Source organism: Corynebacterium sp. HMSC070H05 (assembly GCF_001837615.1).
Classification (GTDB): domain Bacteria; phylum Actinomycetota; class Actinomycetes; order Mycobacteriales; family Mycobacteriaceae; genus Corynebacterium; species Corynebacterium coyleae.
Window position 1 is genome coordinate 38,351 of sequence record NZ_KV833282.1, and the last position, 15,366, is coordinate 53,716.

At 60.8% G+C, this 15,366-nt stretch carries 14 protein-coding genes, 1 tRNA gene and 1 pseudogene; 11 read left to right on the forward strand and 5 right to left on the reverse strand.

Going from position 1 to position 15,366, the window contains the following annotated elements; translation table 11 throughout:
* On the reverse strand, positions 1–894 hold the full coding sequence (locus HMPREF2617_RS01735) for a DUF3662 and FHA domain-containing protein (protein WP_070839358.1): 894 nt from the start codon (positions 892–894) through the stop codon (positions 1–3).
* 166 nt (positions 895–1,060) lie between these two features.
* On the opposite strand from HMPREF2617_RS01735, the gene HMPREF2617_RS01740 reads away from it, so the two are divergent.
* Both HMPREF2617_RS01740 and HMPREF2617_RS01745 read left to right on the forward strand, forming a co-directional pair.
* A tRNA-Leu gene (locus HMPREF2617_RS01740) sits at positions 1,061–1,144 on the forward strand.
* Positions 1,145–1,387: 243 nt separating this feature from the next.
* A complete protein-coding gene (locus HMPREF2617_RS01745; RefSeq protein ID WP_141758841.1) occupies positions 1,388–2,578 on the forward strand; it encodes an IS256-like element ISAmas1 family transposase in 1,191 nt (396 codons plus the stop codon).
* Positions 2,579–2,755: 177 nt separating this feature from the next.
* On the opposite strand, the gene HMPREF2617_RS01750 is transcribed toward HMPREF2617_RS01745, so the two are convergent.
* Positions 2,756–3,154, reverse strand: coding sequence for an SHOCT domain-containing protein (locus HMPREF2617_RS01750; protein ID WP_038592207.1), 399 nt, complete (start codon positions 3,152–3,154; stop codon positions 2,756–2,758).
* A 233-nt stretch (positions 3,155–3,387) separates the two neighbouring features.
* On the opposite strand from HMPREF2617_RS01750, the gene HMPREF2617_RS01755 reads away from it, so the two are divergent.
* From HMPREF2617_RS01755 to HMPREF2617_RS01770, 5 genes and pseudogenes are all read left to right on the forward strand, one after another.
* Entirely contained in the window at positions 3,388–3,699 is a 312-nt protein-coding gene (locus HMPREF2617_RS01755) for a transposase family protein (RefSeq protein ID WP_007000757.1), read from the forward strand.
* A gap of 123 nt (positions 3,700–3,822) precedes the next feature.
* A pseudogene (locus HMPREF2617_RS11805) lies at positions 3,823–4,011 on the forward strand (IS256 family transposase); the annotation flags it as partial.
* 201 nt (positions 4,012–4,212) lie between these two features.
* Positions 4,213–5,358, forward strand: a complete 1,146-nt coding sequence (locus tag HMPREF2617_RS01760) for a hypothetical protein (RefSeq protein ID WP_083319421.1) — start codon at positions 4,213–4,215, stop codon at positions 5,356–5,358.
* 45 nt (positions 5,359–5,403) lie between these two features.
* Positions 5,404–6,795 (forward strand): MFS transporter, encoded by a 1,392-nt coding sequence (locus HMPREF2617_RS01765; RefSeq protein ID WP_070421960.1) that lies wholly within the window; start codon positions 5,404–5,406, stop codon positions 6,793–6,795.
* Positions 6,788–7,984, forward strand: a complete 1,197-nt coding sequence (locus HMPREF2617_RS01770) for a hypothetical protein (protein ID WP_070820021.1) — start codon at positions 6,788–6,790, stop codon at positions 7,982–7,984. Before HMPREF2617_RS01765 ends, HMPREF2617_RS01770 begins: the two co-directional genes overlap by 8 nt.
* Here HMPREF2617_RS01770 and HMPREF2617_RS11975 read toward each other — a convergent pair.
* Entirely contained in the window at positions 7,962–8,348 is a 387-nt protein-coding gene (locus HMPREF2617_RS11975) for a cupredoxin domain-containing protein (protein WP_070839361.1), read from the reverse strand. The genes HMPREF2617_RS01770 and HMPREF2617_RS11975 overlap by 23 nt on opposite strands.
* Here HMPREF2617_RS11975 and HMPREF2617_RS01780 point away from each other — a divergent pair.
* From HMPREF2617_RS01780 to HMPREF2617_RS01795, 4 genes are read left to right on the forward strand one after another with little or no spacing between them, the layout of a single operon-like run.
* Entirely contained in the window at positions 8,329–9,159 is an 831-nt protein-coding gene (locus HMPREF2617_RS01780; RefSeq protein WP_371441284.1) for a MarR family transcriptional regulator, read from the forward strand. The genes HMPREF2617_RS11975 and HMPREF2617_RS01780 overlap by 20 nt on opposite strands.
* Before the next feature lie 28 nt (positions 9,160–9,187).
* Positions 9,188–10,849, forward strand: coding sequence for a glutaminase (locus HMPREF2617_RS01785; RefSeq protein ID WP_070839366.1), 1,662 nt, complete (start codon positions 9,188–9,190; stop codon positions 10,847–10,849).
* Between the two features lie 48 nt (positions 10,850–10,897).
* Complete coding sequence (locus tag HMPREF2617_RS01790) at positions 10,898–12,142, forward strand: ATP-binding protein (RefSeq protein ID WP_070421966.1); 1,245 nt, start codon at positions 10,898–10,900, stop codon at positions 12,140–12,142.
* 10 nt (positions 12,143–12,152) lie between these two features.
* Complete coding sequence (locus tag HMPREF2617_RS01795; RefSeq protein ID WP_070839385.1) at positions 12,153–13,310, forward strand: alpha-amylase family protein; 1,158 nt, start codon at positions 12,153–12,155, stop codon at positions 13,308–13,310.
* On the opposite strand, the gene HMPREF2617_RS01800 is transcribed toward HMPREF2617_RS01795, so the two are convergent.
* Together HMPREF2617_RS01800 and HMPREF2617_RS01805 are read right to left on the reverse strand one after the other, a co-directional pair.
* Positions 13,289–13,849 carry a hypothetical protein gene (locus HMPREF2617_RS01800; RefSeq protein ID WP_070839427.1) on the reverse strand — a complete coding sequence of 187 codons (561 nt, stop codon included), beginning with the start codon at positions 13,847–13,849 and terminating at the stop codon, positions 13,289–13,291. The genes HMPREF2617_RS01795 and HMPREF2617_RS01800 overlap by 22 nt on opposite strands.
* Positions 13,850–14,046: 197 nt before the next feature.
* The gene (locus HMPREF2617_RS01805; RefSeq protein WP_070839393.1) at positions 14,047–15,360 is read right to left on the reverse strand and encodes a M20/M25/M40 family metallo-hydrolase; all 1,314 of its coding nucleotides are present in this window, start codon (positions 15,358–15,360) and stop codon (positions 14,047–14,049) included.
* Positions 15,361–15,366 lie beyond the last annotated feature (6 nt).

The window sequence follows — 15,366 nt, forward strand, 5'->3', positions numbered from 1 at the left end:
TTACGGCTGGAAATACTCAGTACTCGGGTGCGACACCGAATCCGTGAAGTCCGGCTCATTCGCATTCATCGGCACCTCATCCTGGCCGCCAACAATACGAACCTCGATGTTGGAATGGCCCAGCGTAATCACGTCGCCATCCGCCAGCATCCAGTTATCCACCGGCTCGTCATTGACCGTCGTGCCGTTCGTGGACTGCAAATCCACCAACACCGCAACCTGGCCATCCCAGGTGATCTCCGCGTGCTGACGCGACACACCCGTATCCGGCAGACGGAAATCAGAATCATTCGAACGGCCCAAAATGTTGGACCCTTCGTGCACCAAGTACGTACGCGAAGAGCCATCCTGCAGCAGCAGGCTCACCGTGGCATTCTGCCCAGTTGACTCGCCACCGTTTGCAGGATTGGCGGCATTCGGTTCGGACATTGCATCCTCCTTACTCTCCGAGCTCAAGGCACGAGCACGCTTCTTCGGCTCCGCCACAATGGCGTCGAATCCACTCACCACATCCGGCATCGTGTCGATATACGACGACACACGGAGCTGACCCGTCCTCAAACCCGACTCCTCAGCGATACGCACAACAACCGGCCCATCCAAGAACCACTGCTTATTACGCACGTACCGCATGAGCTGATCGGCGAGGTCCGCAGGAAGATCACGATTCCTAGACAAGTTTTCCAAGTCCTTCGAAGACACACCCACTGCGTACACATTCGGAGCGACATACTCGTCCCGATCCGTGACCACCAGCGAATCCTGTGCCTCCTGCTTGACCAGCACCTCAATCTCCTCCGGCACAACCTTGCCGCCAAACAGCGCAGCCATAGAGTTATCCAAGCCACGCTGCAGAGAACTATCGAGCTTTGCCAGCTTGTCCATTACCGCCACTTCCCACGCACCTCCTTTCTTCACATGCGAATTTAAGTAACTCGGACAGTATAGGTGCCCACCCCGACACGACCTATCCGAAAACGCGGCGCGCGTGTCTAAAACCTGGTGTGGACTGGCGGTTTGTACTTTTCACGCGGGTCGTTCTATATTTATCAAGTCGCCCGCCCGGGTGGCGGAATTGGCAGACGCGCTGGCTTCAGGTGCCAGTGTTCGCAAGAACGTGGGGGTTCAAGTCCCCCCCCGGGCACAAACTAAGTCCCGACACATACTCTCCGGAGTGTGGGTCGGGGCTTTTGCTGTTTTGACCCCTGAAGGTGGTAGGAAATTTGGGTTAAGTAGCAAAATGTGTGTCTGATTTTCGCAGTCCTCACTGCTCAGACGGCATAAATCGGCCGTATATAAGGTTTCGCACCTTATATATGCTCGATTCTCGTTCAATCCACCGGAATGGCATCCTCATGTGCTAGTCGGGGATTGGTGTGCTTTCTGGGTGAGTAGAAACAGACCACGTTGCCCAGTATGCGCTGGGGAAATGAAGAAAAATGGCACCACTTCCAAAGGCACAACCAGGTGGCGGTGCAAAAACCCAGATTGCGGCAGCTCGACGACACGCCGCCGCACCGATCACACCCAAACTCGCGACTTTCAAGCGTTCATCTCTTATGCGACTTGCACCGCCTCATTAGCCGAGGTCGCTCGCCTGCGAAACATCAGCCGGTGGACCCTAGATCGCCGATTCGCGCCGTTTTGGCTCATCGATGTGCCCAACGATGGTGAACCTCACCGCGTCTATGACCAGATCTTCATCGACGGTACCTACACCGCCGCTGGCTGCCTCCTCGTCGCGGCCAGCTATGACCACGTCATCGCATGGCACTGGGCGAAAAGCGAAACCGCCCACGCCTACACCCAATTGCTCAAAAAGATCGCCGAGCCACTATGTGTGGTCCTCGACGGCGGACAAGGAGCACTCACCGCCATTAAAGCGTGCTGGCCAAACACGCTCATTCAGCGCTGCCTAGTCCATGCCCAACGCGCGATCCGTCGCTACACGTCGACCCAACCACGCACCGACGCGGGCAAGGCGATCTACGCACTGGCGTTGAAACTGACCCGCATCACCACACTTGACCAGGCACGCGAATGGACACTGCGTCTCCACGACTTCGGACAGGTCTATAAAGCATTCCTCGACGAAAAGACCCCCGTGCCAAAAGAACGGCGCACGCTGAATCACCAGTGGGAATGGACCCACCTGCGAGTTCGCAAGGCATACAACTCCCTGCTGCACCTCTCACGGAAAGGATGGCTGTTTACCTACCTGCAGCCGCCCAAAAACGCACTCGAGCCAAACCGGTGGGTCTCAACAACCAACAGCCTCGAAGGCGGCATCAACGCCCAGCTCAAACGCATCGCCGATGCACACCGCGGCAGGTCAGGAGAACGCCAACGAAAAATGCTCGAGTGGTGCCTGTATGCAAAAACGCAACTGCCTGACGATCCACTCACGATCGCCAGGCGGTGCAATTTCGGACAAGACCAACTCGCCAAAGTCAACGATCTTGCCGAAGAAGACCACAACAAAGCCGACCAAGAAACAGGACGACCAGCCTTCTACGACAACGCTATCCCAACCGAATACAACCACTCGATACGAATCAGAAAAGGCCCCATGAAATAGCACAAAAAGTGTCCGACCGACGACACGCCGACCGGACACACATTTTGCTACTTAACCCCTTTTTGACCCTTAACCCAAAAATAACCCCGCAGGTTTCCCTGCGGGGTGTTGTCATTAGAACGGTACTTCTTCGCCCTCGGACCGCGACGCTGCGGCTGGCGAGTGAGCGGACCAGGGTCAGACCGAGGAGAGCGCCCTTGCCTTGATCTGGTCGAACTCCTGCTGGGTAATCGCTCCCGAGTCGAGAAGGGCCTTCGCCGAGGCGATCTCATCGGTCGGGCTCGATCCGGCGGAGCCGCCGGCGACGGACTTGATGTACTCCTCCTGCCGCTGCTGGAGCTCCTGGTGCGCCTCGGCCGCGCGGTCGGTCATCCCCCGACCTCGAACAAGCAGGTACGCGAGCATTCCGATGAACGGCAGCGCGACGATGAACACCACCCACAGCGCCTTCGCGAAGCCGCCGAGGTCCTTGCTGCGGAAGAGATCTCCGAAGATCCACCACAGGGACATGAACCATGCGAAGAAGATGAAGAACTCGAACATGGCGAGTAGGAATGAGCCGTTGTCGTCGAACATCTGCTGACTGCCTCCTGACTGGATGGACGCTGGCCGAGCGGTCCACGCGGACCCCAGCGCACGACGGTTAGGAACAAGGACGTGCCCGGGCCGTCGCCGAACCCACGTTAGCAGATCTTCCTCACCAAGCGTGGTAGCCGGGTTGCGACGCGCTGACCGGGTTGGGCTGGTGAAGACGGACCTGGGACTCCACGATTCGTAGCGACCAAGCAACGGATCGAGAGGAGTCCCAGGTGAGTGTTGAGGCTACCGTCCTGCCCGCTGCGATGCTCGGCATCTCGGGGTTGGTGGTGCTTGCCGCCGGTGAGTACGGCGGTGAGCTGGAGCTGTTGGTGGAGACCTCCGAGTCGGTGACCGGGTGCCCGCGGTGCGGGGTGGTCGCGGTGGCCCGCGGCCGGCGTGAGCATCTGGTGCGTGACATCCCCTCGGCGGGGCGGCCGGTGCTGCTGGTGTGGCGCAAGCGGCTGTGGCGGTGCGCCGAACCGGCGTGCCCGCAACGTACCCGGTCAGTACACCTAATAAAGCGACGTCAGTACGTTCGCTAATGCTCGAGCTGATCTTTCATCGCTCGTACCTCTCGGCTGCCAGCGTGGTCACTTATTCGCAACCGCCCACCGTGCGTTCTCTACACCCCTCACCGTTGCACCCGCGTGAGACTCTTAGACGGACCTGACGATCCACTCACGATCGCCAGGCAGTGCAATTTCGGACAAGACCAACTCGCCAAAGTCAACGATCTTGCCGAAGAAGACCACAACAAAGCCGACCAAGAAACAGGACGACCAGCCTTCTACGACAACGCTATCCCAACCGAATACAACCACTCGATACGAATCAGAAAAGGCCCCATGAAATAGCACAAAAAGTGTCCGACCGACGACACGCCGACCGGACACACATTTTGCTACTTAACCCGGAAATTTTAAGCCCCGGGCGCTTGCTTGAGCAGAGGCGACACCGGGGCGTACGAGAAAGAGATTACACTTAAAGGGCGCTACGTCCAAGCATAGGTGCTGGATTTGTGCGCACATTCATAAAAGGTCAAGGGGGTTGACACTTTGGGGTCCTTAGATGGGGTTGAAGGTCCTGCTTCCGAGTTTTTCTTCTCAAAGCTCGTCAGTGACTCGCGCTTTGCGCCGTATCTGCAGGAAGCAAACAACGATGTGCAGAAAGCCAGAGAGCTTTATCTTTGGGCTGGGGAGGTTGCCTCTGCAGGTCTGGAGTTACTTGCCCATTTTGAAGTTGGGCTGAGAAACGTCATCGATAAGGCTCTCAGGGAGCATTTCGAACACGATGCTGGCTCAGTGCCGTGGATATTCTCTCGAAATCCTTTAATTGGAGAAGGAGTCCGGGAAAGGGTTGAAGACACAAGGGAGGGATTAAGTCCCCACCACCGAGATTCGCGGGAGCAGATAACCGCGAACTTGCATTTCGGATTTTGGACTCGAATGCTCGGAAAAGGCAACGACGAGCTCTGGCGCCTCTGTTTGCAACGCGCGTTCCCTTATGCCCGAAGTCGTAGCGAAGTTGGCGCCGCAGTGGAAGGGATTAGGAACTTTCGTAATCGCGTGGCTCACCACGATTCGATTCTTGATACCGATGTCCCGTTTGAATGCGATCGAATATTTGCGGTGGCGAACTATGTTGATCCTGCGTTCGAGCATTTTCTTAAGGCAGTAGACCGCGTTGAGTCCCTGTACAACCGGCGCCCGACCGAACCAGCAGATACTTTGTTAGTTCCTGGAAAGAAGGAATGGGAGCTTTATAAAAAGACGTCTGTGTATGTCTGTAAATCAGGACGAACGTTTCGTCCTGTGCGTCATCTTGCGTTTTATGTTGACAGAAAGATTCAAACTGAGATTCCTGCGGTCAAGTATCGGCAGGACAATATCACCTGGAATTTGAACGAGGCGCGGCTCTTAAGGAAAGAGGCAAAAGACCGCAACAGGCCTGAACTGCGGAAAATCGCGCAAGCCATTGAAGAGCTATCTCAAAATGGATGGTGTGATGGCAGTGGGGTTGAAGGTCGGTATCAAGCGTTTGTGTTGACCTCAAAGGACGAAACGCAACCACTTGGAGCGCATCGGACTTTGCCAAGTGAAATTGAAAATACTGCGTCCGGTAAAGGCAGTGGTTGGGTGACTAAGCAGCGCTATTTGTACTTAGAGCGACTTATGCAGCAAGGTGCGGCCTACCTGGCGTAGATCCTGCGACAAGGTGAAAAAGAACCGCGCGGTAGTATTCCCCGCATGGAATCCACCAGCACACCCGCGCAGCGCTGGGGCTTCTTTGCTGTTGTATCTCTCGGCCTGCTCATGATCGGGCTGGATAATTCAATTTTGTACACGGCGTTGCCCGCGCTTGAACGTAGTCTCGGCGCAGGTCCCAGCGAGGGCCTGTGGATCATTAACGCCTACCCGCTTGCACTTGCGGGCCTTTTGCTTGGCACAGGCACGCTGGGGGACCGGGTGGGCCACCGCAAGATGTTCCTGATCGGTCTCGGGATTTTCGGTGTGGCGTCGCTGGGTGCGGCGTTCGCGCCGGGCACGGCTGAGATGATCGCGGCGCGCGCCATGTTGGGTGTTGGTGCGGCTGTGATGATGCCGGCGACGTTGGCGTTGATCCGTCTGACGTTTTCCGACGAGCGTGAGCGCAACCTTGCCATCGGTATTTGGGGCGCGGTTGCCGTGGTTGGCGGCGCGCTCGGACCGGTGGTTGGTGGTCTGCTTCTGGAGTTCTTCTGGGTCGGTTCGGTGTTCCTCATCAACGTGCCGATTGTGTTGCTTGCGCTCGTGCTTACGGTGTGGCTGGCGCCGCCGAATCTGCCGAATCCGAACAAGGCGTGGGACGTCATATCTTCGCTGTATTCGCTGGTTGCGCTGTCGGGCCTGACGATGGCGATCAAGCAGGCTGCGAACACCCAAAGCGTCGCGCTGCTGGTCGGCTCGATCGTGGCGTGCGTGTTGGGCTCGTGGCTGTTTGTGCGGCGTCAGGCGCGCCTCGATGACCCGCTGCTCACCTTCGACATCTTCCGGTCCCGCATGTTCACCGGCGGCGTTGTTGCCGCGGCGGGTGGCATGTTCATCATGGCGGGCGCGGAATTGATGACGACGCAGAAGCTGCAGCTTGTCGACGAATTTACGCCCCTGAAGGCCGGCACCACCGTCGTCGCCATGGCCGTGGCCGCCATTCCCGCGTCGACGCTCGGTGGTGCGTTTTTGCACAAGGTTGGCTTCATGCCGTTGATCGCTGGTGGTTTCGCGTTATCGGTGGTGGGGGCTGGTCTGCTGGTGGTGGGCGCGTCGTCGCATAGCGTGCTGTTCGAGGTTGTGTCGCTTGCGGTGTTGGGCTTTGCGGTGGGCTCGGTGATGAGTGTGTCGTCGATTGCGATCATTGGCGCGGCTCCGATGAACCGTTCCGGCATGGCGGCGGGTGTGGAGGAGGTCTCCTACGAGTTCGGCACCCTGACCACCGTCGCGCTGACCGGTTCGCTGCTCCAGCGGGGTCTGGATGGTGGCGCGACGTACACCGAGTCGTACGAGAATGTGCTGTTCGTGCTGGCCGTATCTGCGGTTGTGTTCGCGGCGGCCACGTGGTGGTGCTTCCGCGACAACCCGAAGTCGGGGTCGGTCAATGCCTGATATGAATCCGCGGGCGTGGCACCGCAAAGCCTCCAAGCCGGTGAGCATTTGGATGGGCGTGTTCATCATCGTGGGGCTTGTCCACCCGTTCATCCCTGAGGGATCGTGGCTGCTCATCCACATTTTTACGCTGGGCATTCTGACAAACTCGATCCTGTTGTGGTCGCAGACGCTCACTGAGCGCTTCCTGGGGCGCAAGCTTGACGACGCCACCCGCCCCGCCCAGCTCACCCGCACCTATCTGCTCAACGCCGGCATCGTCGCAACGCTGATTGGCCAGATGCTGCTGTGGTACTGGCTGACCTGGGTCGGCGCGCTGGTCGTCGGCATTGTGGTGGCGTGGCATGCGGTGGTGTTGGCGGGGCAGGTGAGGGCGTCGCAACGAAGCAATGCGAGTGTGTACGGCTTCGTGGCCTCGGCGTGCTGTCTGCCGGTCGGTGCGCTGTTCGGCGCGGCGCTGTCGGCCGGACTGCCTGGTCAGTGGCACGGTGCGGTGCGCCAGGCGCACATGTTCATCAACGTTGGCGGCTTCGTCGGCTTTGCAGCCATGGGCGCGCTGAGCGTGCTGTTTCCCGCGATGTGGCGCACGCGCGCCGTGGGGAGGGTCGGTGTGGCACTGGTGCTCGCTGGCGCTGGCGTCACCGTGGCGGTCGCGGGTGCGCTGCTGCGGATGTCCGTGGTTACCGGCATCGGCACCATGGTGATCGTTGCGGGCTGGGCGTGGCTCTACCAGGGCTTTGTGGTTAACGCGCTGACGGTGCTTCGCGATCCCCGAGGTCGCATCACCTACCCAGCGCTATCGGCCCTGTTCGCGGTTGCGTGGCTGATTGGCGGGCTGACCTGGTACGCAGTGCGCCTGTTCGGCGGATCTGCCGACATTCCAACGTTGCCGCTGCTGCTCGGGTTTGCAGCACAACTGCTCATCGGCGCGATGAGCTACCTCATGCCAACCATGATGGGCGGCGGTCCAGCAGCGGTAAAGTCCGGACTGCGGGAACTCAACCGTGGTGCCTACCTGCGCGTCGGCCTATTCAACGTGGCCCTTTTGGCATGGCTTGCGGTGAACAACTCCTACGCGCGGATTGTCCTGTCCTTCCTCGTGTTTGGCGTGCTTGTGGCGTTTATCCCGCTGCTGACCCGCGCGGTAAAGGCGCAGGTTGCGCTGATTAAGGCGTCACGTCGACCCTAAAGAGCATTCCCATCGTCTTGTGTCCCGCGATGGTGCACCAGCCGAGTGTGTCAACGTTGAACTCGCCGTAATAGGCGCTCGCGCTCTCGCCGGGGCTGAGTCGTCCCGAGTAGCCCTCGCCAACTTTCAGGTCGTGTTCTTTGTCGCCGGAGTTTGTCAGGTTGACCACGAGTTTGGTGCCACGTGGAACCTCGACACGGTCGGGGATAAACCGCATGCCTTCGATGTCCACATCAACGTGGACGACGTCGTCGCCAGTTGGAAGCTCGCCTTGGGCAGGCGCCAGGAGTGTTGCTGCGGATGCAGTCCCAGTGATCAGGGCCGCGACCACGGACCAAGCTGCGATGTGGGTGTTGCGCGCCACGGACGGCTCCTTAGTAGTGAGTTTGCGTAACACTCATTGTACGACTCGCGAAAATCAAATTGGAGTACAACTCAGTAAGGCATATAATTTCAGGAATGCCCGTAACACGTCCAGGAGAATGCGCATGGAACGCAGACATGCACCGCGACCATCTGGTGAGCTGATCGCAGCCGTTCACCGGCTGACCGCGAAACAGGTCGACGTGTTCCACGAGGTGCAGCGCCACCCTGAGGGAGTCCAAGTCGCCGAGATCGGCGAGGCGCTTGGCATGCACCCCAACACAGTGCGCGGCCACCTCGACGAACTGATGAGCGCAGGCGTGGTCAGCCGCCACGTCGCTACCGGATCAGGCAGGGGCCGCCCGTCGCACGTGTACACCGCTCGGGTTGCACGCACGAGCAGTGCATCGCGCGCAATTGTGGCACTGGTGGAGGTGCTTGCGAGCAAACTGCCTGACGACGCCACCGCCACCACCGCTAAGGCCATCGGCCGCGAATGGGCCAACCGGATCAACGCCCGCCCTGAAAGCGGTACCGCAACAGACCTGGACTGTGCGGAGCGACAGACCGCCGAGATGCTGCGGGAGATGGGCTTCGATCCGCTGCACCGCCCCGACGCCACAACGCGGAAAGTGCGGGAACTCGGCCTCAACGCCTGTCCCTTCATCACGGAGAGTGGCAAGCGCCCTGCCCCGGTCATCTGTGCGCTGCACGAAGGGTTCTTGGAGGAAAGCCTCGACGGCTTCAAGGTGCAGTTGCGCCCCCACGACCGGCCAGGGGAGTGCGGGGCCCGTCTGACCAAGCGGCCTTAGTATCCTCCGCAGGTCCTACACTTGCGGCATGCGTTCGCCAGTGACTGAATACCTGCAGGACATCGTCGAATCCGTGCGCGACCACGACTCCGGCCACCGCGCCGACTACATCGACGTGCTCAAACACGCTGACCCCGACAAGCTCGGCCTCGCACTCTGCACTGCGGACGGACAGCTTTACGCGGTCGGGGACTGCGACTACGAGTTTTCCATCCAGTCCATCTCCAAACCGTTCGTCTACGCGCTCGCGCTGGACATGTACGGGCCCGACGAGGTCCACACCCACGTCGGCGTCGAGCCCTCCGGCGAGGCCTTCAACGCACTTTCGCTTGATAGCGAAGGCCGGCCCGCCAACCCCCTTATCAACGCCGGCGCCATCACCGTCAACCAACTCATCGGTGGCCCCGACATCCCCGTGGAGCAGCGCAGCGAGAAAATCCGCGCCTACTTCTCCCGCCTCGCCGGCCGCGAACTGCGCATCGACCAGCAGGTATTCGAATCCGAAAAGGCCACTGCCGACCGCAACAAGGCGTTCGCCCACATGCTGCGTGAAGCTGGAACCATTAGCGACGACGCCCACGACGCCGTCGCCTCCTACATCGCCCAGTGCGCCATCCTGGCCACCGTCAAGGACCTCGCGGTGATGGCGGCAACCCTTGCCAACGCCGGCATCCAACCCGTCACCGGGGAGCGCATCGTCTCGGCGGAAGCGGCCCGACTCGCCCAAGCCGTGATGGTCTCCGCCGGCATGTACGACGCCTCCGGGCGCTGGATGGTCAACGTCGGCATCCCCGCGAAGTCAGGCGTGGCCGGTGGCTTGATCGGGACGTTGCCGGGCCAGTTAGGTATTGCGTCGCTAAGCCCGCGCCTGGATAAACAGGGCAACTCCGTGCGCGGAGTAAAAATCTTCCAGGAACTGTCCAGCTCCATGGGCCTGAACCTGCTGTCGTCGAACTTCTACTTCGCGCCGGGCATCCGCCGGATCGAACGCCGCGATGACGCCGAAATCGTCGAACTACAAGGCATGATCACGTTCACCTCTGCCGAGAAGATCCTCCGTGGTCTTTCCCAGCGTCGCCTGACCAGCACAAACCTCATCCTTGACGTCTCTGGCGTGACCGCATTTAACAAGGCCGGCCGCGACCTGATCAAAGACGGCCTCATGCAGTACCGGGACGAGGGCTACAACATCTCCATCTACGACCCGGACCACACGCTGTCGGACTACGAGTTTGCCGACGGCACCACAGCCCAAGCCATCCGCGACTTCACCGCCTCCTTCTCCGTCCCCGCCACGCGCGAAGAGGTCTACCAAGCGATCACCAAACCCAAAACCTGGTGGGATGAACGCGTCGAAGGCGACGCCGCCGAACAAGGCTCCGAGTTCCACTACTCCGACGATGACCGCTACGTCGGCTTCTCCGTCAAGGAAGCCGACGACGGCAAGCGCATCGTCTGGGACGTCGAACCAACCGACAACCCCAAGGAAGACCACGAGTGGGACGACACGTCGCTTATCTTCGACATCGAAGAGGACGAGTCCGGCAAAACCAAGGTCAACTTCACCCACCGCGGCATGCGCCCCCACGACAGCGGTTACGAAGAAATCGCCTCCGCATGGAAGGAACGCATTGCCAAGGGCCTGCAGCCGCTCATCGGGCGCAGGGAGGAAAATTCGACCGATTCATGACGGAAAAAACGACCGATTCACGACGGAAAATTGGTATGGTTCGTGTCTATGGGATACCTGCAACGGGCCGTAGACACCCAACTTGACCAGCTCCTTCCGTATGCGTCTGCTATTGCGGTTGAGGGGCCGAAAGGTGTCGGCAAAACCGAAACTGCGCGCCGGCGAGCGTCGACGGTGCTCAAGCTCGACACGGATGAGGGTGCCGGAGTTCTCGCCTCGGATCCGGCGTTCACCGCAAGCCCTGATGGCACGATCTTGATCGATGAATGGCAGCGCCACCCCGAGTCCTGGGATTACGTCAGGCGGGCGGTGGATAATGGTGCTCCCGCCGGGCGTTTTCTCCTGACCGGCTCAGCCACTCCCGTAGCCGGGACTGATACTCACAGCGGAGCAGGGCGCATCTTGTCAATGCGAATGAGACCGTTGGCGTTGTTTGAACGGCGTGGCTGGGAGTCGTCGATAAGCATGCGCGAACTTTTTCAAGGTGACGCAACCATCGCAGGCGAGACCGACAAAACCCTGAAAGACTACATTGACGCGATAGCGTCCGGCGGCTTCCCGGGCTTCTATGAAGCGCCACCGGTACTCCGCAACCAGCAGCTGGACTCCTATCTCACCCGTGTGGTGGATCGCGACCTCCCTGAGCAGGGCTACACCGCGCGCAACCCAACAGCGTTGATGAACTGGCTAGCGGCGTACGCAGCAGCCAGCTCCACGACGACGAGCTACCAGGAGATTCTCGACGCAGCCACGCCCGGACAAACCAACAAACCCGCTAAATCCACGACGATGGTGTACAGAGAAAAACTCGCCGAGTTGTGGATGCTGGACCCCGTGCCAGCTTGGGATATGCGACGCTCCCCGTTCGCTGGCCTCGCGAAAGCACCGAAACACCAGCTTGCGGACCCAGCGTTTGTCCTGCGTCTGCTGGAGATTCCAGCTGCGAAACTCACGGGGCGGTTTAACTATCTGCTCGGACCACTGTTCGAGTCGCTCGCCACCCTCACCGTGCGGGTAGCGGCGCAAGCATCCTTCGGTACCGTCGGCCACTTCCGCACGGTCAAAGGGGATCGAGAGGTCGACCTCATTGCGCAGGACCAAGACGGTGCGATCGTGGCATTGGAGGTCAAACTGGCCGCCAACGTGGGTGACGACGACGTCAAGCACCTGCTTTGGTTGCGCGAGAAACTCCCGGACGATGTTGTGGACGCGGTGATCCTCACCACCGGCACCCGCGCCTACCGCCGCCCCGACGGAATCGCGGTCGTACCGCTGGCGCTGCTCGGTGCGTAGGCTCGGGCACATGTTGGATCGCACAATCTGGTGGCACGTCTACCCGCTCGCCGCGCTCGGCGCGCCGATCCGCGACACTAAAGATGCCGCACACCGCCTACGCGGACTCGAGGCGTGGCTGGACTACCTGGTCGAACTCGGCTGCAATGGCCTGCTGCTCGGTCCCATTTTCGAGTCGGTCACCCATGGCTACGACACCCTCGACCACCTGCGCATTGACGCAAGGCTTGGCGACGACACCGACATCGACTGGCTTATCAACGCCTGCGCAACCCGTGGCATCAACATAATGCTCGACGGGGTCTTTAACCACGTGGCCCGCACCCACCCTTGGGTTGAGCAAGGTCTTGCCGGCGACACGGACTGGGAGGGTCACAACGAACTGGCCACACTCCACCACGACGAGCGAGAGATCCGGGATGCGGTCGTCGACATCATGTGCCACTGGCTGCGCCGCGGCATCGCGGGGTGGCGCCTCGACGTCGCCTACGCCGTCCCGTCCGAATTCTGGCGCGACGTGCTCTCCCGCGTTCGCGAGGAGTTCCCTGACGCAATGTTCCTCGGGGAGGTCATCCACGGCGACTACGCAGAGATCGCCGCAGCTGGCACGCTCGACGCAGTCACCCAGTATGAACTATGGAAAGCCACCTGGTCATCGCTTGTGGACGCCAACTTTTGGGAACTCGCCCACGCCCTCGAACGCCACCCCGCAGACCTTTTGACCAACACGTTCATTGGCAACCACGACGTTGACCGGATCGCCTCCACGGTTGGAACCAACAAACTCGTCCTCGCCGCCGCGATTCTGATGACCGTGCCTGGTATGCCATCGATCTACTACGGAGACGAGCAAGGTTTCACCGGCACGCGCGGCGAGGGCTGGTCTGCCGACGACGCCGTCCGCCCCGCCCTGCCAGCCACCCCGGCGGAACTCTCACCCCTGGGCGGCTGGATTTATGGGGAGTACCAGAAGCTGATTGGGGTGCGTCGTCGCAACGCATGGCTCACACGCGCACGCGTTGAGGTGCTGGATAAAACCAACGAAACGATCTCGTTTACCTGCACCGACGGCGAACACACCCTCCAGACTGACCTGTGGCTTGACCCCACGCCCGGCGTGCGCATCCACGCCGACGGCAACGAGCTTTACAGCTGGATGTTGAAGTAAGCCAGGATCTGCGCCAACGCGTCCTGCAGCATCTTCAGCAGGTCCGGCAACTGCAGCGTGGTCACGCCCGCGACCGGCACATCAACCGACGGCACGCCAGCCGGGGTGAGGTTGATGCGCTCCGGGAACTGCGGCTGAATCTTCGGCTGCTGCTTTGGCTGCGGGGCTGGTTGCTGGGCAGGTGCTGGCTGCTGCGCGGGCGCGTTTTGCTTCGGCGCAGCGTTGTTGGCGTTGTTGGAGTTGCTGTTGTTGCCGCCGGTTGTACCTTTGAGGCCGCAGCGGTTCGCGGCTTCGTCGACACGCGAAAGCGCGTCCAGGATCTGCGGGCCGCGACGGTCGAACATCGCGATCGTGCGCGCCTGGCGGACTTTTTGCTGGTAGTCGGCGTCATTGGTCCAGTAGCGGGAGGCCTGGTCGCAGGAGATCGGACCCGCGGGCAGCTTCGCCAGGGTGTCGTCGATGGCGTCAGCCTGGGCGGTCGGCGCGGCGGCGATCGTGCCGGCCAGCGCCGCGGTCATAGCGAGAGTACGAAACTTCATGCGGGACAGTATGTCACGGATGGGGCAGATGTGACAGGTGGTGCGAGCCTTGGAAGGGCGTGAAACCTTCATATGCAGGGCTCGATATGCGTAAGTCCAGGTAGGAGGGTTTTCGAGAAATTGTGGCCGAAATTCGGAAAACGCGGTGACCAGCGGTTACGCATATCGAGCCCTGCATATGAACCGAAATGGCGGAACTACGCCCCGACGAAGCGGCGGATCAGGGAACGGTACGCCCGGACGGTGAGGTCGACGTCTTCGAGGGAGACGGATTCGTCGTGGCTGTGGAGCTCACCTAGAACAGACCCCAGCGTTTCGCCGCGCCCGTGGAGGGCGAATCCGTAGCCGACGCCACCTTTACGACGAGCAAAGCGCAGGTCGGATCCACCCGCCGCGATCGTCGGGACGACGGGGACGTCGGGGAAGAATTCGTGGAAGGTGTCCACGATGGCGTCGTAAAGCGGGCCCGAGGTGGGGGAGACGGTGCCGGGTTCGGTGATGAGGTGGGTGATCTCCACCTCGTCGGCAAGGTCGCCGAGCGCTTCCCGCAGCAGATCGTCGATCTCTTCTTGCGTTTGGCCAGGCAAGGGCCGGATGTCGAGCTCCATCCAGGCGACGGACGGCAACACGTTGATCGCCTCGCCGGCACGCAGCACGGTGGGGGAGATGGTGAGGTGGCTCATGGCGTGGGAGTAGCTCTGCAGCTGACCGAACGTCTCGTAGCCTTCGCCGCGCAGCAGGGCCGCTTCGGTGTCGGGGTCGAATTTCCAGGCGCGGACGTAGCCCTCCCAGATGTCGTCGCTACGCACCTCGGGCGTGATGGTGGCGATGCGGCGCGCGACCTCACCGATCTTGGTTACCGCCATGTCGCGGCCGAACGGCGCGGAGCCGTGGCCGGCGTCGCCATGCACGGTCAAGCGGCGCTGTGCGGCGCCCTTCTCGCCGACGACGATCACGAGCGCGTCGGAGCCGTCAGACACGGGCAGGTGTGAGCCGCCCTCTTCGGATAAGCAGTTCGCCCAGGAGAAGGATGCGTTTTCGGCGAGCCACGCCGCGCCGAGGCCGCCGCGGGCTTCCTCGTCGGCGCAGCCCACGAAGGTCAGGGTGCCTTTGGGTTGCGTGCCGGAGAGGGCGACGTCGCGGACAGCGGCGGCCATGGCGGCGGTGATGTAGAGCATGTCGGTGGCGCCGCGCCCGTACATGCGGCCGTTTTTGATCTCACCCCCGAACGGGTCAACTGTCCATTTATCCTCGTCGACGGGCACGACATCGGTGTGGCCCAAAAGGGTGAGTGGCTCAGCGTTGGGGTCGGTGCCTTCGATGGAAAACGCTACGGAAACTCGACCCGGATGGGGTTCGAAGCGTTCTACGTCTACACGGGTATCCCCGAAGAATTCCTGCAGCGTGCGGGCGTTTCTTTCCTCGTGTCCAGAATCTGTCGTGAGATTGTTGACACATCTATTTCTAATAAGGGCATGTAACAGTTCCAGGGTGTCATCGGTTAGGCTCATACCACA